Below are 21,719 nucleotides of genomic sequence, written 5' to 3'. Positions count from 1 at the left end.
GATAAGCAAAAACAGACTCTTACATAACAAATTGGAAGAATGGTGCGGAGGCTGCCTTTGCATTTGAAAAAACAGAAGTGAGAAGGGAAGGAATGTGTATGGCGTGGAGAGATATCCTGGATATGATCTTCAGCGTGATCAAGACGGCAGAGCCGGTGGATATTCTGGATATCCTGGTGCTTTCGTATGTGGTCTATGTGGTCATGAAACTGGTTCGTGAAACACGTGCCGGACAGCTGGTGAAAGGCATCATGCTTCTGTTTCTGGTGTACATTGTGGCGAGCTGGATCAAGATGAAAGCCATCTCCTATCTGATGTCGGAGACGCTGAACATAGGTATGATCGCATTGGTCATTCTGTTTCAGCCGGAGCTGCGCCGTACCTTGGAAAAGGCGGGGTACACCAAGCTGGGACTTCGCTTCAGCATGAATGCCGGCGCAGATGACGGCATTTGGAGCAATGCCATTGATGTGATTTGCGACTCCTGCGTAGAGCTTTCCGCCACCTCAACAGGTGCGCTGATCGTCATCGAACGGCAGACCCGGCTGGGGGAGCAGATCGACAACGGCACGGTTTTGGATGCCATCCCCAGCAAGGAGCTGTTCGGCAACATCTTCTATAATAAGACACCGCTCCACGACGGTGCGGTCATTATGCGGGACGGAAAGATTCTGGCAGCAGCCTGCTTCCTCCCGAAACCGCAGAAAGAAGAGCTGATCAACAAGCGCCTTGGCTCCCGGCATCGTGCCGCCATCGGAATGAGCGAGAATTCGGATGCCATTGTCATTGTCGTTTCGGAGGAGACCGGCGCCATCTCTGTGGCGGAAAACGGCGTGCTTAAGAGCGGCTTCACCAGAGAAAATCTGCACCACCTGCTTGTGGAACGGCTGATCACTTCCAACGAGGAGACCCCCATCGATAAGGTCTCCCGCCGGATTCCGTTCATCAAGCTGCACAGGAAACAAAAGGAGAAGGATCATGGACAAAAAGCTGACGCATCTTTGGAATCGTCATCGGGAAAAGAAGACGGACAATCCAAATCAGACTAACCAGACGCTGCTGCAGCGCTTTTATGCCAGCCGTCCTGCCATGATGATCACGTCTGTGGTGATCGCCATTGTGTTTTGGTTTGTCATCTCCATCTCCATTTATCCGACCACGCCGCGTACCGTGAACCACATTCCCCTGAAAGTGGATATCGCCGGAACGACGGCGGAGGAAAACGGGCTGAGTGTCATCAGCTTTGATGTGGATGAAGTCAGCGTACAGCTGGAGGGCGACCGTGCACAGGTGGGTAATCTGGATGCCAGGGATCTGGTGGCAACGGCATCGGTGGAGAACGTCACGGCAGCAGGCACGAAAAAGCTCGCCATCTCCATCAGCAGCACGGATAACGTGGAGTTCAGCGTGAAGTCCATTACGCCCTCCACAGTCAATGTGACATTCGATAAGATGGACACCTACACCTTTGATATCACACCGTCCATTCCCAATATCACCTTTGCCGAGGGCTGCACGCTGGACGATGATTCCTTTGTCTGCACACCGGCAACCATCGAGGTCACCGGTCCGCAGCAGCAGCTGGATCAGGTGGCATCCTGCGTTGCGGAGACAGACCAGAAAGAGCAGCTGAGCGCATCCAAGGTTCTGACCACCGACAAGCTGCTGTTCTACAATGAGTCCGGCGCACTGGTGGATTCCTCCATGTTCACCTACGATGCGGCGAACTTCTCCATTGAAGTTCCGCTGCTGTACCAAAAGACCATGGATATCACCTACCAGATCACCAACGCACCGTCTAACTTTGACACCTCGTGCCTGAATCTGGCGCTGTCGGCAGATAAGATCACCCTTGCCGCACCGAACAATACGCTGGATGAGATGAATGAATTCAACATCGGCTCGATTCCGCTGCGGGATATCGATTTGGATTTCTCCCGTGATTTTGTGGTATCTGTGCCGGATGAGTACAAAAACCAGTCCGGTCTGACGACTGTGACACTGACGCTGGATTCTGCCGGCTTGACCAAGAAGGATTTCGTCCTCTCGGACATCGGTGTCATCAATGCGCCCGGCTCCTATAACTTCGACGTGCTGACACAGCAGCTTACCGTCAGTGTTATTGGACCGGAAGAGGTGATGTCGGAGCTGGATGCCAGCGATATCACTGTTAATGTGGATCTGCTGAGCTATTCCATTCAGGCGGATGCCGTAGACGGAAACACCGTGACATTTAACTACACTCCGACCATCTCCTGCGCAAAGTACAACAATGTGTGGGCAGTTGGGGATTATCGGGTTGCCGTCAAGGGTGTGCGCTCTACAGGAACAACATCGTCCTCTGGAAGTGCTGCTGTAACGACAACTGCAGCTGCCGGACAGTAAACTAGAAAAATAAAGCAAAAAGATAACGAAAAGGCGTGTTCTATGGGAATATATGGATTTCCAAGGGCATGCCTTTTCTACTATATTTGATCGAAGCGGTATTATGTTTTCACAGTAAACATTATTTTTATGCAATTTGCACAAATTCGGGGTTGAATTTTCTGGAGGCTGGAAATAATGTTCATAAATTATACATTTACATTCCTTGGAGATACTGTTATAATGGATATAGCTGAAAAATGAATGTTTCATTTTGTAAGCTTAAATGGATATGAGTGATCTGCTGCTCGTATCCGAATACAGAAATTCAACATGGGAAGACAATGTGTGGAAAAAGGAGCGATATATTTATGAGCAAGACAATTCAAAAAAGAGTGCAGGCAGTTCTTTTGAGTGCTGTCATGGCTGCAACATCGCTCGCAGTAACTTCTGCGAGCGGGATCTTTGCAGATGCAGCTGGAAAGACATATCAAATCAATAAGACACTGGAAACTTCCATTCCGGATCCGGATGATCCGGATACTCCGAAGAACCAGCAGAAATGCACGTTTATGTGCAAGGCTTCCACAGATACCTGGACACCGTTTACGGATACCAAGGGCAAGGGCATTAAAGATCTGTTCGGAACTGGCATCAAGACCTTCCAGCTGAACTTCAAGTCCGACAAGCTGGTCACCAACTTCTCCTATTATTTCGGATGCTCAGCAGATAAAGCGCACAGCTACTACTGGGACATCGGCGAGGCAATCGCGTGCACGCCGTACGCAACAGAATTCTCCGTTGTGATCGAGGTTCCGTCTTATGCAGACCTCTCCAATAACGGCAAATTCCAGGTGCAGAACTGCTATACCGGTCTGGCAGAGCAGGATCCGGCAGACAATTCCGTGAAGACCTACACCAATGAGTCCATCACGCTGGTTTCCATTGAGGCAAACGGCACGACTGATACCAGCAACGGCACTGCACCGGACTGGATGAACCCCACAAATCCGGATCTGCCCAAGGGCGAAGAGAACACCGGCGGAATGTATTATTCCAGCGCAAACGGTGCTGGCGATAACTACAGCTTCAAGGACAACGGCGACGGCACTGCAACTGTGACCGCAGTAAATTCTCTGAAGCTGGAGGATGTTAATCTGGATCTGACACCGGGCGACACCTGCAGCGAAGAATATTATCAGACAGAAGCAGGCGGCGGATATAAGTCCGAGAGCGAGATCCGTGAGGCAGGACTTCCGCTGAACAGCCATAAGTTCACTTACTCCGACTTTGGTCTGGCTCCGGGCAAAAATGCTTCGTCGGATGTGAAGATCAAATCTTTGAGCGTTACTCTGAAGACTGAAGAAAATTTACAGCGTATCATGTACGGCGGCGGTCTGAATGTTGAGGGCCACAGTGTAGCGGATACTGAGTATGCAAAGTATCTGGCAGGCATGGAGGGTAAGAACGAGTTGTCCGGCTACTGGTACAATGATATCGGTCCGGAAGCACTGGCAGCAGCAGAAGAGGCTGGCGCAAAGTTTGGCGTTACCATTGGCGGCGGCACCGACCTTGCAAAGCAGGACATCGGCAACTACTTCACCGTAACATGGGATGTTCCGGAAGAGGTTATTCCGTATGCAACTGTAAAGCCCACTGATCAGATTTCTTTCCAGCTGTGGTATGGTCAGGTTGTCGCAGACACCTACACCAAGCTGGATAAGGCGACTATCGTTGATGCAACTCTGACCTATGAGGAGTCCATGACGTTCCCGTACACCGGCACTGTAACCGCAAAAGGCGGCAGCGAGAGCGTTGGCAAGTCCGTATCTGTCAACTATGCAGATTTCGGCATGAAGTATGAAAAGACCGCAGACGTTTACGCAGTTCTTTTTGATGTTACCACAGACATGGATGTCAACCAGATGGTAGTTGGCGCAGGTACTTCCGTTCTGTCGAAGCTTACTGCAGCAACCTCTGAATGCTGGTATCAGACCGATGATGCCAACGAAAACGGCAAGCTGGTTCTTGTAAACTGGGAGCCGACCACCGCAGGCAGCCGTCCGGATCCGTCGGATACAGATGCTGAGGTAAAGCCGTACGAAGATGCGAAGGGCAAGAATAAGTACACCTTTATGTGGGTAATGCCGGGTGCTGTTGCAAATGGCATCATGGAAGGTGCAAACGGCACAATGTCCAAGGCTACTAACTATGTCAGCACTGAGCAGGAAGGCGACCACGTTGATCTGGGTGTATGGTACGCCGGACTGGGTGAGTCTACTTCCAAGAAGTACACCATCGACAATGTCACCGCATACTATAAGGCTGATGACAAGGAAAACAGCGCAAAGATCGATATGTTCGAGGATCCGCTGAATGTTCCGGAAACCATCGAAGTTACCATCGGCGAGCAGGCTCCGCTGGAGATCAATGTTCCGGATTGCACCGTTGTTTCCAAGAACATCAAGATTGCAACCGTAAAGCTGGATGCAGACAAGAAGAATGCAACCGTTTTCGGTAAGAATGTTGGCGAGGCAACAGTTACTGTTACCACACCGGGCGGACAGACCGCTGATGTCAAGATCATCGTTGTTCCGGCTGCTACTACTGTGACCACTACAGAAGCCACCACGACAACAACGAAGGCAACGACTACAACCACAACCACAACCACTAAGGCAACTACCACCACGGCTGCAACTACAACCACAGCAGTGACTACTACATCTTTCGACCCGACGCTGAATGCGTTCTACGGCGATGTAAATCTGGATGGTCAGGTAGATCTGGCAGATGCCGTTCTGCTGAACAAGGCAATTGCAAAGGCTGTTGAGCTGAATGCGCAGGCTCACGAGAATGCAGACTGCGAGTACAACCACGTAATCGATGCAAACGACTCCATGGCACTGCTGAAATTCCTCGTACACCTGCAGGATAACATTGGTCCGGAGCGTACCGTTGACTAAAACCAAAGCATAACACACAAAACTCTGTGACATAACAAACACCCGGCGGGAACTTCGGTTCTCCGTCGGGTGTTCGTTTTTGCGTGCCGAAAATGGGCGCTTTCAATTACAAGGGGGATTTTGCAGCAGGCAGATCAGATGCCTCCAGCTTGCTGCGGAGTTTTCGGATGATTTTCTTTTCCAGCCGTGAGATATAGGACTGGGAAATGCCGATGGATTCTGCCACCTCCTTTTGGGTGCGTTCCCTGCCGCCGCAAAGTCCGAACCGCATCTCCATGATCTCCCGTTCCCGTTCGCCAAGTTCCGAAACAGCCTGGCGCAGCATTTCCCGTTCTGCTTCGTTCTCAATGCCCTTGCTGACGATGTCCTCCTCTGTGCCAAGGATATCGGAGAGCAGCAGTTCGTTTCCGTCCCAGTCGGCGCTCAGCGGTTCGTCAATGGAGATTTCGCTGCGGGACTGGGCGTTTTTCCGGAGTACCATGAGAATTTCGTTTTCGATGCATCTTGAGGCGTAGGTTGCCAGCTTGATTTTCTTGGCGGGGCGAAACGTGCCTACCGCCTTGATGAGTCCGATGGTTCCGATGGAGATCAGATCCTCCAGACCCAGGCCGGAGGACTCGAATTTTCGTGCGATGTAAACGACAAGACGCAGATTATGGACGATGAGCGTTTCCCGTGCATTGGAATCGCCTGCTTCCAGCGCTGCAAATACGGCAGCTTCCTCCTCCTTGGAAAGGGGCGGCGGAAGGGTGTCGATGCCGTTGATATAATCAATGCGGCAGGTGTCTTGCAGGAAGCGGCAGATCCGTTCCCGAATTCGCCGGATGCTGAAAATCCAAAAGTGCATGTTTCACATCCTTTCTGTTGGCAGACTCCGGAATCAGAATTCCAGAAGTCTGGGGTGAAAAATAGCGCATTTCTGCGTACCGCCAATGCCAACCATTCCGTCTGCGGTGCGGCTTTTTCCGCTGGACAGATTGCGGATACAGATCTCATCCGGCCGAAACAGGGGCAGAAGTCCGTTTGCGGTCACTGTGGTGCAGGGAAGCAGCCGGTATCCTTGCAGCTGTTCCACGGAACTGCCGCTTAGAAGTGCTTCCAGAGACTGTTTCCCGCAGACAATGACGGGACGGCCGGAGAAAAGATCGGTGAGGTTGTTGCCGGTATCCGCCATGCCCTCCAGAACTGCCGTTCTCCCGCCGAGCCGGATCAGAACCTGAAAATGTTCGTCTGTGTGATGCCTCCTTCCTCGAAAAAAATCGCATAGGTGCAGCAGGAGATAAGCAAGTGCCGTGAATAGGATCAGCTGAAACAGGGAAAAATCCAGATAAAAGCAGCTGTTGCTCCATGTGGCAAAGCCCTGGTTTGCGGTGCTGCACACCGCCAGCAGCAATCCGGCCAGCAAAAAGCTGCATCCAAAAAAGCAGCCGAACTGCCCCAGCCACCGACCGTGCTGAATGCCAAATGCCAGACTGACGGTTGCTGCCGCTGCGGTCAGCTTCAGGAGAAGCTGGAGCAGGAGGGGGAGCGCCGGCAGAAAGATCAGCAGGGAAAACAGGCTGCTTCCCGCCGAAACCAACAGGCATCGGGCAAACCGCAGCGGCGTATGCGTGACACGTGCCGCAGCATGCAGCAGAAAATAGTTGACATAGAGGCTTTGCAACAGCAGAACGTCCAGATAAATCGTTTGCATGTCATCACCTCTGTTTCTAAGTATACCAGAGATGATCTGCGGTTTCTGTCGGATATGCAGAGCTGGAAACTAAAGTCTTTTGGATGCGGAAGAAAAGGAATTGTAAAAATTGCGGTTTGCATTGACGTGAGGCAGGAGAATGTGGTATAATGAGAGTGACAAAGGTGTCGTGGGAAAGGGGCCCCTGCGCAGCTTGTCACAAAAGTGTTCCGTCCAGATTTAGAATAGGAGAAACAAATCATGACGAGTCAAACTGAAATGAATCATTCGCTGGTGGATGGTGTCCCTGCACTGATGCAGAAGCTCTCCGAGGTGCGCCGTGCACAGGAGATCTTTGCGTCCTACTCGCAGGAACAGGTGGATCGGATCTTTCGTGCGGCTGCCCTTGCGGCAAACCATGCCAGACTGCCGCTTGCCAAAATGGCAGTGGAGGAAACCGGCATGGGCGTTGTGGAGGATAAGGTTATCAAGAATAACTATGCGTCCGAGTATATCTACAACGCTTATAAGCACACCAAGACCTGCGGCGTGATTGAAAAGGACCCCGCTTACGGCACCATGCGCATTGCAGAACCCATCGGCGTTGTGGCTGCTGTTATTCCGACGACCAACCCCACTTCTACGGCGATCTTTAAGTCGCTGATCTGTCTCAAGACCAGAAATGCCATCCTGATCTCGCCGCACCCCCGTGCAAAGAAGAGCACCATTGCTGCGGCAAAGATCGTGCTGGAGGCTGCGGTAAAGGCAGGCGCACCGGAGAACATCATCGGCTGGATCGATGTTCCCTCGCTGGAGATGACCAACACCCTGATGCAGGAGGCGGATATCATTCTGGCAACCGGCGGTCCGGGTATGGTGCGTGCAGCGTACTCCAGCGGAAAGCCGGCGCTGGGCGTTGGCGCCGGAAATACACCGGCAGTCATTGATGCTTCGGCAGATATTGAGACTGCAGTAAACTCCATCGTCCACTCCAAGACGTTCGACAACGGTATGATCTGCGCTTCGGAGCAGTCGGTCATCGTGGACGACTCCATCTATGATGCCGTGCGTGCGGAATTTCTCCGGCGTGGCTGCTATTTCCTCACACCGGAAGAAACGGAAAAGGTGCGGAAAACCATCCTCATCAATGGTTCGCTCAACAGCAAGATCGTTGGACAGCGTGCGGCAAAGATCGCAGAGCTTGCTGGCGTGACCATTCCTCAGGAAACCCGTGTGCTCATCGGTGAGGTGACCTCGGTTTCGCTGGACGAGGAATTTGCCCATGAGAAGCTCTCGCCGGTTCTGGCAATGTATCGTGTGGAAAACTTTGAACAGGCAATGTCTTATGCCGACCAGCTCATCAGGGACGGCGGTTATGGACATACCGCTTCGCTCTACGTGGATGCCGGAAAGCATCGGGAGAAAATCGATGCTTTTGCGGCAAAGATGAAAGCTTGCCGTATCGTAATCAATACACCCTCCTCTCACGGTGGTATCGGTGACTTGTATAACTTCAATTTGGCACCGTCCCTCACACTGGGCTGCGGCTCCTGGGGCGGAAATTCCGTTTCGGAAAATGTCGGTGTCAAGCACCTGCTCAATATCAAGACCGTTGCAGAGAGGAGAGAAAACATGCTGTGGTTCCGCACACCTCAGAAAGTATACTTTAAGAAAGGCTGCCTGCCGGTGGCACTTCGGGAGATTCAGGAGGTGCTGCACCGGAAGCGTGCGTTCCTCGTAACCGACCAGTTCCTGTTCAAGAGCGGGATGACCGCCTGCATCACAGACCGGCTTCAGGAGATGGGTGTGGCATTCCAGATCTTCTCGGATGTCCAGCCGGATCCCACCCTGTCCTGCGCAAAGACTGGCGCAGCACTGATGCGGGAGTTCGAACCGGATGTCATCATTGCGCTGGGCGGCGGTTCTGCTATGGATGCTGCGAAGATCATGTGGGTGCTGTATGAGCATCCGGAGGCAGACTTTGCCGACATGGCAATGCGTTTCCTCGACATTCGCAAGCGCACCTACGAGTTCCCGGAAATGGGCAGCAAGGCGTACTTTATCGCCGTTCCCACCTCTTCGGGTACTGGCTCGGAGGTAACGCCTTTTGCGGTAATCACCGATGAGGCAACCGGCACCAAGTATCCGCTGGCGGACTACCAGCTGCTGCCGAACATGGCGATCATCGACACCGATCTGATGATGTCCCAGCCTCGTGGGCTGACCTCTGCGTCCGGTATCGATGCTATGACCCACGCACTGGAGGCATATGCATCGGTAATGGCAACCGACTATACCGACGGTCTGGCACTCAAGGCGTTGAAGAACATTTTCGAGTATCTGCCGGAGTGCTATGACAACGGGCCGAACGCACCCCTTGCACGGGAGAAGATGGCGAATGCATCTACCATGGCGGGAATGGCGTTTGCCAATGCATTTCTGGGCGTGTGCCACTCCATGGCGCACAAGCTGGGCGCATTCCACCACCTGCCTCACGGCGTGGCAAATGCCATCCTGATTACCCGGATCATGCGGTACAATGCGTCAGAAGCACCCCAGAAGATGGGCACGTTCTCCCAGTATCCGTATCCGCATGCACTGGAGCGGTACTGCGAGTGCGCACGGTTTGTGGGCGTGACCGGTGCGAACGACGAAGAGGTATTCGAAAACTTTATCACCAAGATCGAGGCGCTGAAGGAGCGGGTCGGCATTCGCAAGACGATTCGGGACTACGGCGTTGAGGAATCTGTATTTTTGGAGACACTGGACGACATGTGTGAACAGGCGTTCGACGACCAGTGCACAGGAGCAAACCCACGGTATCCGCTGATCTCGGAAATTCGGGAGATGTATCTGACGGCATACTACGGCGCATAAGAGCCGGAACAGGCTCGGACAAAACAGGAGGAAGATGAGCGATGGAACCATTGCTGGAAGGACTGGAGAAAACCAGTTATCGGGAAGGAAACACACGGGTCAAGGTGTTCGGCAAGGGCTTTAAGAAGTCGGATATTCTCAACGAGGCACTCAATCAGGCACGTGTGGAGGAAACCGGCCTGCGGATCCCCAAGCTGCTGGAAGTGCGCAAGGTGGATAACCGCTGGGCAATTGTGACGGAATTTGTAGAGGGCGAAACCTTGCAATCGCTGATGGAGGCACATCCGGAGCAGCTGGAGAGCTATATGGAGCAGTTTGTGCTGCTGCAAAAGGAGATCCAGAGCAAGCGCTCGCCGTTGCTGACGAAGCTGAAAGACAAGATGAACCGTAAGATCAGCCAGTCCGGTCTGGATGCCACCATTCGATATGATCTGCACACACGGCTGAGCGCCATGCACGATCACATCAAGGTGTGCCACGGCGATTTCAACCCCAGCAACGTCATTGTGGACAAAGACGGCAGACTGTATGTGATCGACTGGTCCCATGCGACACAGGGCAACGGCAGTGCCGACGCAGCAAGAACCTATCTGATGTTCCGCCTGAACGGCCGGGATGACTGGGCAGAGCTGTATCTGAAGATGTTCTGCGATATGAACGATGTGGCAAAGCAGTATGTTTCCCAGTGGCTGCCCATTGTGGCAGCCTCGCAGCTCTCCAAGGAAAATCCGCAGGAGCGGGAATTCCTGCTGAATTGGGTCAATGTGTTCGACTATGAATAACTAAGGGTTCTTCTTCGGGGAGCCTTTGAAAAAGAGCAGGTGCAGCGAATTTTGCTGTGCCTGCTTTTTATTTCGGAAAAAATTTTGGAAAAGTGAGATATTTTCCACTTCTGTTTTGTTATATGGGTGAAGTGCTTCTAAGAGCTTGTCTCGCATCTTTTTTCGCACATCTTTTCGGCAGATTTTGCCGATGACTGCGTCAAAAACCCTTGCCATACGACAGTATGCCTGCGGATTTTTTCCTTGTCACCGACAAAATCATGCTCGAAAATCCGCACATAAAAAGATACGGAACAAGCTCTAATGAAAACGAGGAGGTGTGATAAAATGGAAGACGTGGAATTTCGGCAGAAATTACAGCGCTATAAGGACACGGTTTATCGAATCGCCTATACCTATCTGCGGAATCAGGCGGATGCGGAGGATGTGTCGCAGGATACTTTTCTGAAGCTGTATCTTCGGGAAGTGCCGTTTCCGGATGACGGTGCAGAAAAGGCGTGGCTCATTCGTGTGACCATCAACGCCTGCCATAACCTGCGGCGCTCAGTCTGGCATAAGAACCGTGCGGAGATGCCGGCAGATATCGCAGAGCGTCTGACCACACCGGCGGAAACTGCTTTGTATGCCGCCGTGTTCTCCCTGCCGGAAAAATACCGTGTGGTCGTACTGCTGTACTATTACGAGGAGTATTCCGTCAAAGAGATCGCCCAGATCACGGGACGCAATCTCTCGACCATTCAGACGCAGCTGGAACGTGCCCGAAAAAAGCTGAAGCTCAAACTGGAACAGAAAGGTGGATTTTATTATGGACAAGAAGCAATATCAACAGCTCATGGAACAGATTCAGATGCCGGCGTCCTGCGAACAAAGGATTCTGGAACAAATCCAACAGCAGGATGCCTTTGAACCACGCCATCACCGGTTCTCCTGGCAAAAAAAGCTGGGGATTGCGGTGGCTGCTGCGGTGTGCATTAGTGTGGTCAGCGTCTTTTCTGCTGCGGCAGCGCAGAATCGCAGTCTGCTGGAACTGCTGTTTCCGCAGACTGAGACAACCAGCGTGTCGGAGCAGCTCATTGCGACAAACGGAACCATGGAACATGTGACTGTCAGCGGAATGAACGGCTGGGATGTGACACCGGTTGGCGTGGTCAATGATGCCCGTACCATTTATCTCATCTTCCAAATTGATTCGCACGGCGAGAAAATCGATAGCCAGAACATGATATTCCTGGACGAAACGAAAGTGAATGAAGCAGATGGCAGTAGGGCGAGCTATCCGTTTATCAACGGCGTGTCAGGTCGGGATGAAACGAGAGCAGACAAGAATCTTGTCTTGGAAAATGCGCAGATGATGGACATTACACCGCTGGACGACGGCGCTTACCAGATGATATACAGAATGTCGTTTCAGGAACCGTATGACGTGGATACTATGGATGTGGAGCTCAGCTGGTCGGAGGATTACGATACCATCATGGCACAGAACGGTTTGATTCAGGCAGACCAGCAGACATGGTTTGGCACGATCACCGCAACCTTGCAGCTGGGCGAACCGCTGGCAGAACGGGGATTCTCCTGGGACGAGCCGATTGCGCTGGATGACCGGTTCCAACTGTCCCATGTGGATATTCAGGCGCTTTCGCTGCGGCTGAAAGGTACTTTGACTTCCCCCGATAGCGTGGGTGAGTCCCTCGGAGATACCATCGATCTGGTATTGCAGGACGGCAGAACAACAACGGTTTCTTGTACAGCTGCGGGAAGCTGGCTTGCCTCGGACGGCACGCCGGAATGGTATGTGCGGGTGGCCTTCCAGACACCGCTGGATCCGGAAAAAATTGCAGCAATCCGTGTGAATGGAATCGAGATTCCGCTGGCATAAATTTGACATTCGCCGAAATCTGTGGTATCATAGACGCAGCAACACACAGAGAGGATGTCAGACACCATGGAATTTCTCAGACCGGCGACAGCAGCGGACGCTTCCAGAATCGCAGAGATCATTGTCACCAACTACCGTACCAACTTTTATCCGTTTTTCCGCAACGACGCATTTTATTTTGGCAAGCTGAACGTTGTGGATATGGCATCGGAATACACAGAGGACACGCAGCAGCTTCGCAATACCTATGTTTATGATGACGGCATCGTGAAAGGAATCATTCGCATTTCCGGCGATGCAATTGAAAAGCTATATGTGGAACCGCAGTTTCAAGGGCAGCGGATTGGCGCACACCTGCTGGATTTTGCGGTTCGTCAAAAGCAGGCGGAATGGCTCTGGGTACTGGAATACAATACAAGGGCAATTGCTTTTTATCAGCGGCATGGATTTCAGCTGACCGGCGAGAAAATCGTGGAGGACGAATTTGTTCCGCTGTTGAAAATGGTGTATGTTCCAAACATCCGGCTTCGATGCATCGCACAGGATTCGCCGGAAAAGGCGGTGCTGGAGCGCATCAATGCGGAGCCGATTCCGCAGCCGTATCAAAAATGACAGCAGAACAACAAAACGGGTGCAGCACCAGTGGCTGTACCCGTTTTCTCGTATGATTTTAGAACCGGCAGGCGCTTACTTTTGCAGCGTACCGCTGGAGAGCGCTTTCAGGTAGGCGTTGATGAAGCCGTCCAGATCGCCGTCCATGACTGCCTGAATGTTACCGTTTTCGAAACCGGTGCGGTGGTCTTTCGCCAGCGTGTAGGGCATGAAAACGTAGGAGCGAATCTGTGCGCCCCATGCGATTTCTTTCTGTACGCCCTTGATGTCGGCGATCTTCTCCAGATGTTCCCGCTCCTTGATCTCTACCAGCTTTGCACGGAGCATCTTCATGGCATAGTCACGGTTCTGCACCTGGCTGCGCTGTGTCTGACAGGAAACCACGATGCCGGTGGGCAGGTGCGTCAGACGAACGGCGGAACTGGTCTTGTTGATGTGCTGACCGCCGGCACCGCTGGAACGGAACACATCCATCTTGATGTCGTCCGGACGAATGTCCACTTCCATGGAGTCGTCGATTTCCGGCATCACTTCCAGCGCAGCAAACGAGGTGTGGCGGCGTCCGGAGGAGTCGAAGGGGGAGACACGAACCAGACGATGTACGCCGGACTCGGACTTCAGGAAGCCGTAGGCGTTTTCACCGGAGATCAGGATGGAGGCGCTCTTCAGACCGGCTTCGTCGCCGTCCAGATAGTCCAGCAGCTCCACCTTGTAGTCGTGGCGCTCTGCCCAGCGGTTGTACATGCGGTACAGCATTTCCGCCCAGTCCTGCGCCTCTGTTCCGCCGGCACCGGCGTGGAATGTGAGGATGGCGTTGGAGGCATCGTATTCTCCGGTGAGCAGGGATGCCAGCTTCATGGACTCCAGCTCCTTCACAAATTTGTCAGCTTCTGCGTTCAGCTCTGCGTTGGACTCCTCCTCGCCCTCTTCCATGGTCAGCTCGATGAGCGTCAGGATATCATCCAGCGTCTCCTCCATTTTCTTGTACTTGCCGATCTTGTTTTCCAGACGCTTGGATTCCTGCAAAACCTTCTGGGAGTTTTCCAGATCGGTGTAGAAATTGGGATCCTCCATCTGCTGCTGCAATTCGTCGAAGCGCTTCTTTGCCTTTTCGATGCCCAGAACCTCGTACAGCTCCTTGAGATCTTTGCGGTAATCACTCATGGTGATGCGCAGTTCGTCTAATAAGATCATATTTGTTTCTCCTTTGTGTTGGATGAAGGCTGCCGGCCGTATGACGGCAGCCTCTGTGATTCGGCTGCGGATGCGAAAAAACGCACCACAAAAACGATTCGGAAAGCTTGGGAACAGTACCGCACAGCGGGCGGAAGCCGTCTTTTCCGATGAGAACAACTTTCCATACTCTTTTTATTATACTACAAATTCCGGCGGGATGCAAATATTTTCTTTGGATATTGAAAAAAATTTTCCGATGTGTTATAATAGACGTATTGTAACGAAAACACGGTACAGGAATGCGGTGTTTTTTCAAAATTCAAAGGAAATTTCCGAGAGAGAAAGAGGTGGCCTATGGCAAATCGTCATGTGGGGCAGGAGTGCTTCGGCTGTCATCAGAAATTGCAGGAGGACGACGACATCGTCGTATGTCCGGAGTGCGGCACACCGTACCACCGTGCCTGCTGGCAAAAGACAGGACACTGTCTGAATGCACCGCTGCACGCATCCGGAAAAAGCTGGGATGAGGTGCTGGCGGAACAGGAGGATACGGTCAGGCTGACAAAGGTGTGCCCGAACTGCGGCACGAAAAATAAGGCAGATACTTCATTTTGTCAGGGCTGCGGAAAACCGCTGGCATCAGAGGAACCGGAGCCGCAGACGTTTCAGGAGCGGATGCAGCGGCGAATGGAAGATGCGGCAGAGACGCTGGACACTGTGGCGGAGGCAATGGATGAGTCCGCAGACTCCCGGCAGGAGCTGGACGGCGAGCCGATGAAGGACGTGGCGAATTTCGTCTCCCGCAACGTGCTGTACTACTTGCCGCGATTCCAGCGCTTTCATCAGTGGAAGAGCCGGATCTCCGTCAACTTTCCCTGTCTGTTTTTCCCGCAACTGTATTTTGCCAACCGGAAGATGTGGCCGCTGGCGCTGATTCTGGTGGGCGTATTCTCCCTGTTGCAGCTGCCGGCGATGGTGGAAACGTTTCGGGCGGAGCTGCCCAATATGATCTACATGGCAAAGCATTCGGAGGAGTCCCTCTGGACTACCCTCCAGCCGCAGATGGTGGAGATGCTGCAGGGGATGCAGGACAAGCTGGATGCCCACGAATCGCTTCTGGGAGTTCTCTCCAATGTGGGCAGCTATCTGGGCATTGCTGTCAAGATAGTGCTTGGTCTGCTGGGCAACTGGCTGTATTACCGGTTTGTGCTGAAAAAAGTACATCGGATTCGGGAGCAGGATCTCTCGGAAGCAGTGCGGAATGCCTACCTGCGCAGTCAGGGCGGTACCAACGGCTGGCTGATCCTGGGCATGATCGCACTGGAATATGTGCTGCTGTTGCTGATGATGTCAGTTGTGATTGTTGTACTGATGCTTTGATTCCGCTAAGTATCCGAAATTTGTGCAATGAAAAACAGCTCAGGCGGAAACCTGAGCTGTTTTCGTAAAATGGCGATACTACAAGAAACGACAGCAGGAAATTTCTCTGCTGTCGTTTCTCTATGATAGGAGTGTAAAATGATATGAGAAAATGGCAATGTCAAGTTTGCAGCGGAAAAATCCCGCTGCGAAAAAGCTTCTGACTGTTATTATATCATAAATCCGGAGCGCTGTCTATTCACGGAATGAATAAAATATAGATTGGTTTCATATATAGTTTTCACAAAAAACAAACGGTGTGGGCAGCACTTTGCCGGCACTGCAAAAAAGCCGGCGGCAGCGCAAAAAAAATTTGAGAAAAAGCGTTGACAAATCGGCGGAAATGTGATACAATAAAAAAGCCGCATGCGTACAGGTCGAAAAACACGGTTTCGTGTGCCTCTCGCAGCGAGTTTTTGTAAAAGGCAGGTGCCAAGTAAAATGTATGCAGTAATTGAAACAGGCGGAAAGCAGTATCAGGTAAAGGCAAATGACGTGCTCTTTATCGAGAAGCTGAACGTAGAGGCTGAGGACAGCGTTGTTTTTGACAAGGTTGTTGCTGTTGGCGGTGAAGACGGTCTGAAGATCGGTACGCCGTATGTCAGCGGTGCTTCTGTTCGTGCCAAGGTTATCAAGAATGGCAAGGCAAAGAAGATTACGGTTATGACCTACAAGCCGAAGAAGGGCGAGAAGAAGAAGCAGGGTCACAGACAGCCGTACACTCAGGTGCAGATCGAAGCCATCGAGGCATAATGATTTCCGCACAGTTTTTTTATGCTGGGACATGTTGTACGGGCTGTACCGTAACAGGACATGCTGAGTATGCGGAGGCTGGGTCAGACGTTGTCTGTGCCTATGCGACTTCTGCAGTGCAGACCATCGCCAATCTGATGACAGAGATCTACCAGCTCCCCGTTTCGGCGGAGCAGGACGAGGATTCTGCTACGATTGTGATTCGTCTGACCGATCAGGATGCTTCCGGAAATGCAGCACGTTTGTTCGCCGGACTGGAACTCCAGCTTGGCGAGCTGGAAAAAGCGTTTCCCGCATGTATTCATTTGGAACACATGGAGGTGTAAGATTATGTTACAGATTAATGTTCAGTTTTTTGCACATAAAAAGGGTTCTGGTTCTACCAAGAACGGCCGTGACTCTGAGTCCAAGCGTCTGGGCGTAAAGCGTGCAGACGGTCAGTTCGTCAAGGCAGGCAACATTCTGGTTCGCCAGAGAGGTACGCACATTCATCCGGGTGCAGGCGTTGGCATCGGTTCCGATGACACCCTGTTTGCAATGGTGGATGGTACCGTAAAGTTTGAGCGTGTTGGCCGTGACCGCAAGAAGGTTAGCGTTTACGCAGCACAGTAACAAACGAATTTGATTTCCCGGCAGCTCGCCGGAAAAGAATGATGGAAAATCCCGAGCAAGTGCGCTTGGGATTTTCTTGTAGGAGATTTTTCAGAGCAAGCAGGTTCTGAGGTCAGAGGAAAGGAGATATGCCATGTTTGTCGATCAGGCACGAATCACCATCAAAGCCGGAGACGGCGGTGACGGTGCGGTTTCATTTCACCGGGAAAAATATGTTGCTGCCGGAGGACCGGACGGCGGAGACGGCGGCAGAGGCGGAAATATCGTCTTTCAGGTGGACGACAATTTTTCCACATTGATTGATTTCCGCTTCAAACGGAAATATGTTGCACAGCGTGGCGAAAATGGCGGTGCACGGAATTGTACGGGAAAGAGTGCGCCGGATCTGGTGATCCGTGTTCCTCGTGGCACAGTGGTGCGGGAAACCGCAACGGGACGCATCATGGCAGACCTCTCCACCGATGAACCGCAGATCCTCGCCAAGGGCGGCAGGGGCGGCAAGGGCAACGTGCACTTTGCCACCTCCACCCGTCAGATTCCCCGTTTTGCAAAGCCCGGTTTTCCGGGGGAGTCCTTTGACGTGACACTGGAACTAAAGCTGCTGGCGGATGTGGGACTGGTTGGCTTTCCAAATGTGGGAAAATCCACGCTGATCTCTGTGGTCAGTGCGGCAAAGCCGAAGATCGCCAACTACCACTTTACCACGCTGACACCGGTGCTGGGACTGGTGCGTGTGGCAGAGGAACAGTCCTTTGTCATGGCGGACATCCCCGGTTTGATCGAGGGTGCCAGCGAGGGTGTTGGCTTGGGACATGACTTCCTGCGTCATGTGGAGCGCTGCCGGCTGATTCTCCATGTGGTAGATGTCTCCGGTTCTGAGGGACGTGATCCCATCGAGGATTACGAAACCATTCAGAGTGAACTGGTGCGCTTTCGCGCAGAGCTGGCGGAGCGTCCGCAAATCGTTGTTGCCAATAAGTGCGATATGGCAGAGCCGGAACAGGTGGAACGCTTTCGGAAATATGTGCAGGAAAAGGGGCTGCCGTTCTACGCCATTTCTGCGGCAACCACTGCCGGAACCGCAGAGCTGGTGCAGGCAACCNNNAGAGCTGGTGCAGGCAACCGCAGCGCTGCTTCAAACGCTGCCGCCGATCCTGCAATACGAGCCGGAAGCGCCCTCGCAGGAAGAACTGGCAGAACAGGCACACGGCCGGTTTGAGATTCAGGAAGAGGACGGTGTATTCTACGTGCATGCGCCGTGGCTGGAACCGATTCTGCGCACCGTGAATATGGATGACTATTCCTCGCTGCAATACTTCCAGCGGGTGCTCCGCAGCAGCGGTATCATCGACGGCTTGGAAGCGCAGGGCATTCAGGAGGGCGACACTGTCGACATTCTGGGCTTTGAATTTGATTTTGTGCCGTAAGGAGGCATGGGAGTATCATGGAACCTTTGACACAGGCACAGGCACGGCAGTATAGCCCTCTGGCGCTGGCATTTCTGGGGGACAGTGTCTATGAAATTCTGGTGCGGGAGTATTTGGTGCGGGAGGCAAACCGTCCGGCTGCCAAGCTTCACGAACAGAAGATCCAGCTGGTCTGTGCAGCGTTTCAGGCGCAGGCGATAGACCGTCTGATTCCGCTGCTGACAGAGGAGGAGACGGCGGTGTACAAGCGTGGCAGAAACGCCAACAATACCGTGCCACGGCACACCTCTGCGCAGGATTATCATAAGGCGACCGGACTGGAAGCACTGTTCGGCTATCTGCATCTGCTGGGAGAACAGGCACGCCTGGAAGAGCTGTTCGCTGCGATTTTTCCAGCGGAATAAAGAAATGAGATTGCTTGAAAATCGGTGTCGTATGGTTTTTGGGCAAGTGCAATAGAACGTTCCGGGGCTTCCGGAACAAAGAAAAGGAGAGTTTTGCGATGTCAGGACATTCGAAGTGGAATAACATCAAGCGAAAGAAAGAGGCAACGGATGCTGCTAAGGGCAAGATCTTCACCAAGATCGGCCGTGAGATCACGGTTTGCGTTAAGGAGGGCGGTCCGGATCCCAGCACAAATGCCAAGCTGCGTGATTTGATCGCAAAGGCAAAGGCAAACAATGTGCCCAACGACAACATCGATCGTGTCATCAAGAAAGCTGCCGGAGAGGGCGACAAGAACAATTACGAGACCATCGTATACGAGGGCTATGGCCCGAACGGCGTGGCTGTTATCGTGGAGTGCCTGACGGACAACAAGAACCGTACCGCTGCCGATGTGCGCCATTATTTCGATAAGTTCGGCGGAAATCTGGGAACACCCGGCTGCGTTTCCTTCATGTTCAGCGAAAAAGGCATTCTGGTACTGGAGAATACCGGCTTGGACGAAGATCAGGTCATGGAGGACTGCTTCGAATTTGATGCGGATGACTTCTCCATGGACGAGGATGCCATTGAGGTCTCCTGCGCACCGTCTGCATTGCGTGGACTGCGGGAGGGTCTGACTGACAAGGGCTATCATGTGCTCACAGCTGAGGTGATGCAGATTCCGGCAACCTATACCACGCTGGAAGATGAGGAGTCCATCAAGAAGATGAACCTGCTGCTGGAAAATCTGGAGGAAAACGACGACGTGCAGAACGTTTACCACAACTGGAGCATGCCGGAAGAAGAGTAAGCTTCCCATGTTTCTGTATAACCTAGATCGCAGTGGACATTTGGCGTATCCGGTTTCGCCTCGGCGGTGCCGGATGCGCTTTTTTGTCGAAATGTGCCATTGAGAAAAAGAAAGGCTGTCTTCGTGCAGCAAAAGCGCATGAGGATAGCAGGGCAACACCCCAAGAGAAATAGAGAGGAAAAAGCATGCAATTTCAAGAATTAAACCTATCTGCACCGCTGCTGGAGGCGGTGGCGCAGCTGGATTTTACCGAGATGACGGAAATTCAGGAGAAAACCATCCCGCTGCTGCTGGAGGGAAAAGATGTCATCGGTAAGTCCAATACCGGAACCGGAAAGACGGCTGCGTTCAGCATTCCAATTCTGGAACAGATGGAGCCGGAGAACTGCGGTCACGTTTGTGCGCTGATTCTCTGCCCCACGAGAGAACTGGCGATGCAGGCGTGCGATGAGATCCGGAAGTTTGCACGGTTTAAGAAGCACGTGCATCCGGTGGCAGTGTACGGCGGTTCCAGCATGGAACGGCAGATCTACCAGCTGAAAAACGGCGCCAATCTGGTGGTTGGCACACCGGGACGTGTGCTGGATCATCTGCGCCGGCGCACCCTGAAGCTGGATCAGCTTCAGACCATTGTACTCGACGAGGCGGACGAAATGCTGAACATGGGCTTTCGTGAAGACATCGAAGCCGTGCTCGCACAGACACCGGAGGAACGGCAGACCGTGCTGTTTTCTGCCACCATGCCGCCGGCAATTCTCGCAATCACCAAGCAGTACCAGAAAGACCCCGTTCTCGTGCAGATTCAGAGCGCACACCGCACGGTGGACGCTGTGGCGCAGTACTATGTCTCGGTTCCCATGGGACGCAAGGCGGATGCGCTCCAGCTGCTGCTGCTGGCAAAGCAGCCCAACTCCTCCATGATCTTCTGCAATACCAAGAAGATGGTGGACGAACTGACAGAAGCCCTCTGCCAGCGTGGCTTCTCTGCGGTAGGGCTGCACGGCGATATGAAGCAGCTCCAGCGGACACAGGTCATGAACGGCTTTAAAAGCGGACGCAATACCATTCTGATTGCCACCGATGTGGCGGCAAGAGGCATTGATGTCAAGGGCGTAGATGCGGTATTCAACTACGATTTGCCGCAGGATCATGAGTACTACATCCACCGCATTGGCAGAACAGGCCGTGCCGGCAAGACTGGAACAGCGTACAACATTCTGAGCGGTCGGAAGCAGGAGCAGGAGATGCGGGAGATCTCCCGCTATACCAAGGCGGAGATCACTGAAATGGCAGTGCCCACCTCCAAAGAACTGCGTGCAACGGCGATTGTGGAGGAGCAGGAGAAGCTAATGGCACTGTCGCAGACAGAGGTGTCTGAGGAGGCGCTGGAACTGACGGAGACACTGCTTCAGCAGACGGATTCCGCAAAGGCAATTCTGGCAGCGATGGTTCAGAAGCATCTGGACGAGGCAACCAAGAATCTGCCCACCTTCGATATTCCCAAGCCCATTCGCAAGGGAAAGCGTGCCGGAGTCAAGACGGTTCGGGTGCGCATCAGCGCCGGCAGAAAAGACCGTATGGCGCCGAACTTCATTCTGGGTGCACTGGTGGATGCCACGGGCATGGCTGGTTCGGAGTTCGGTAAGATCGACATTTACGACCAGTATACGACGGTAGAAGTGCCGGTCACCGAGTCGGATTTTGTCATCGATGCCATGCAGAACGGCAAGATCAACGGCAAGCCGGTTTCTGTTCGGCACTATGAAGAACGGGACGGCGGCGGACGCAGCGGCGGCTATCGCGGCAGAGAACGCAGCGGACAGCACCGCTCCTCCCGTCACGGCTACACGCAGAATCCGCGCAACGGCGGGTACAATCGCAAGCGCCGCAAGGGTTAAGCATAAATTTAAGAACCTGTCTTCACAAGCGTATACACGTGTCTT

At 52.8% G+C, this 21,719-nt stretch carries 20 protein-coding genes; 17 read left to right on the top strand and 3 right to left on the bottom strand.

Translation table 11 applies throughout. The annotated features are described in order from the left end of the window. The first annotated feature begins 98 nt into the window (after nt 1-98). From cdaA to QZL66_RS05245, 3 genes are all read left to right on the top strand, one after another. The gene (gene cdaA / locus QZL66_RS05255; protein ID WP_022410689.1) at nt 99-1,049 is read left to right on the top strand and encodes a diadenylate cyclase CdaA; all 951 of its coding nucleotides are present in this window, start codon (nt 99-101) and stop codon (nt 1,047-1,049) included. Beyond that, entirely contained in the window at nt 979-2,385 is a 1,407-nt protein-coding gene (locus QZL66_RS05250; protein WP_226943304.1) for a CdaR family protein, read from the top strand. Before cdaA ends, QZL66_RS05250 begins: the two co-directional genes overlap by 71 nt. Nucleotides 2,386-2,735: 350 nt before the next feature. Continuing rightward, nucleotides 2,736-5,330 (top strand): DUF5620 domain-containing protein, encoded by a 2,595-nt coding sequence (locus QZL66_RS05245; protein WP_022410687.1) that lies wholly within the window; start codon nt 2,736-2,738, stop codon nt 5,328-5,330. A 106-nt stretch (nt 5,331-5,436) separates the two neighbouring features. Here the strand turns inward: QZL66_RS05245 and sigE are convergent, their stop codons facing one another. Further along, the gene (gene sigE, locus QZL66_RS05240) at nt 5,437-6,177 is read right to left on the bottom strand and encodes an RNA polymerase sporulation sigma factor SigE (RefSeq protein WP_022410686.1); all 741 of its coding nucleotides are present in this window, start codon (nt 6,175-6,177) and stop codon (nt 5,437-5,439) included. Between the two features lie 33 nt (nt 6,178-6,210). Further along, nucleotides 6,211-7,023 carry a sigma-E processing peptidase SpoIIGA gene (locus tag QZL66_RS05235; protein WP_022410685.1) on the bottom strand — a complete coding sequence of 271 codons (813 nt, stop codon included), beginning with the start codon at nt 7,021-7,023 and terminating at the stop codon, nt 6,211-6,213. A 240-nt stretch (nt 7,024-7,263) separates the two neighbouring features. Here QZL66_RS05235 and adhE point away from each other — a divergent pair, with 240 nt between their 5' ends. The 5 genes from adhE to QZL66_RS05210 all read left to right on the top strand — a co-directional run bounded on the left by adhE (nt 7,264) and on the right by QZL66_RS05210 (nt 13,152). Continuing rightward, on the top strand, nt 7,264-9,879 hold the full coding sequence (gene adhE / locus QZL66_RS05230; protein ID WP_022410684.1) for a bifunctional acetaldehyde-CoA/alcohol dehydrogenase: 2,616 nt from the start codon (nt 7,264-7,266) through the stop codon (nt 9,877-9,879). A gap of 41 nt (nt 9,880-9,920) precedes the next feature. After that, on the top strand, nt 9,921-10,661 hold the full coding sequence (locus QZL66_RS05225; RefSeq protein WP_022410683.1) for a phosphotransferase family protein: 741 nt from the start codon (nt 9,921-9,923) through the stop codon (nt 10,659-10,661). Nucleotides 10,662-10,988: 327 nt separating this feature from the next. Continuing rightward, nucleotides 10,989-11,567, top strand: a complete 579-nt coding sequence (locus tag QZL66_RS05220; RefSeq protein ID WP_022410682.1) for an RNA polymerase sigma factor — start codon at nt 10,989-10,991, stop codon at nt 11,565-11,567. Next, nucleotides 11,467-12,540, top strand: coding sequence for a hypothetical protein (locus tag QZL66_RS05215; RefSeq protein WP_293601874.1), 1,074 nt, complete (start codon nt 11,467-11,469; stop codon nt 12,538-12,540). Before QZL66_RS05220 ends, QZL66_RS05215 begins: the two co-directional genes overlap by 101 nt. A gap of 66 nt (nt 12,541-12,606) precedes the next feature. Further along, nucleotides 12,607-13,152, top strand: coding sequence for a GNAT family N-acetyltransferase (locus tag QZL66_RS05210; protein WP_022410680.1), 546 nt, complete (start codon nt 12,607-12,609; stop codon nt 13,150-13,152). A 75-nt stretch (nt 13,153-13,227) separates the two neighbouring features. On the opposite strand, the gene prfB is transcribed toward QZL66_RS05210, so the two are convergent. Further along, nucleotides 13,228-14,346 (bottom strand): peptide chain release factor 2, encoded by a 1,119-nt coding sequence (prfB, locus tag QZL66_RS05205; protein ID WP_022410679.1) that lies wholly within the window; start codon nt 14,344-14,346, stop codon nt 13,228-13,230. A 336-nt stretch (nt 14,347-14,682) separates the two neighbouring features. On the opposite strand from prfB, the gene QZL66_RS05200 reads away from it, so the two are divergent. From QZL66_RS05200 to QZL66_RS05160, 9 genes are all read left to right on the top strand, one after another. Continuing rightward, nucleotides 14,683-15,708, top strand: coding sequence for an RING finger protein (locus QZL66_RS05200; protein WP_022410678.1), 1,026 nt, complete (start codon nt 14,683-14,685; stop codon nt 15,706-15,708). 480 nt (nt 15,709-16,188) lie between these two features. Continuing rightward, complete coding sequence (gene rplU, locus QZL66_RS05195; protein WP_022410677.1) at nt 16,189-16,500, top strand: 50S ribosomal protein L21; 312 nt, start codon at nt 16,189-16,191, stop codon at nt 16,498-16,500. After that, on the top strand, nt 16,500-16,826 hold the full coding sequence (locus QZL66_RS05190; protein ID WP_022410676.1) for a ribosomal-processing cysteine protease Prp: 327 nt from the start codon (nt 16,500-16,502) through the stop codon (nt 16,824-16,826). Before rplU ends, QZL66_RS05190 begins: the two co-directional genes overlap by 1 nt. Before the next feature lie 4 nt (nt 16,827-16,830). Continuing rightward, nucleotides 16,831-17,112, top strand: a complete 282-nt coding sequence (gene rpmA / locus QZL66_RS05185) for a 50S ribosomal protein L27 (RefSeq protein WP_022410675.1) — start codon at nt 16,831-16,833, stop codon at nt 17,110-17,112. A 133-nt stretch (nt 17,113-17,245) separates the two neighbouring features. Next, nucleotides 17,246-18,331, top strand: coding sequence for a GTPase ObgE (obgE, locus tag QZL66_RS05180; RefSeq protein WP_022410674.1), 1,086 nt, complete (start codon nt 17,246-17,248; stop codon nt 18,329-18,331). Continuing rightward, entirely contained in the window at nt 18,225-18,539 is a 315-nt protein-coding gene (gene cgtA, locus QZL66_RS05175) for an Obg family GTPase CgtA (RefSeq protein WP_293601873.1), read from the top strand. Before obgE ends, cgtA begins: the two co-directional genes overlap by 107 nt. 17 nt (nt 18,540-18,556) lie before the next feature. Further along, nucleotides 18,557-18,943 (top strand): Mini-ribonuclease 3, encoded by a 387-nt coding sequence (locus QZL66_RS05170; RefSeq protein ID WP_022410673.1) that lies wholly within the window; start codon nt 18,557-18,559, stop codon nt 18,941-18,943. A 98-nt stretch (nt 18,944-19,041) separates the two neighbouring features. After that, entirely contained in the window at nt 19,042-19,776 is a 735-nt protein-coding gene (locus tag QZL66_RS05165) for a YebC/PmpR family DNA-binding transcriptional regulator (protein ID WP_022410672.1), read from the top strand. Between the two features lie 185 nt (nt 19,777-19,961). After that, complete coding sequence (locus QZL66_RS05160; protein WP_022410671.1) at nt 19,962-21,674, top strand: DEAD/DEAH box helicase; 1,713 nt, start codon at nt 19,962-19,964, stop codon at nt 21,672-21,674. The last annotated feature ends 45 nt before the right edge of the window (nt 21,675-21,719 follow it).

The organism is Ruminococcus sp. CAG:330, assembly GCF_000437175.1.
In the GTDB taxonomy this organism is placed as follows: domain Bacteria; phylum Bacillota; class Clostridia; order Oscillospirales; family Ruminococcaceae; genus Ruminococcus_C.
This window is presented reverse-complemented; position numbering and strand designations above follow the sequence as displayed.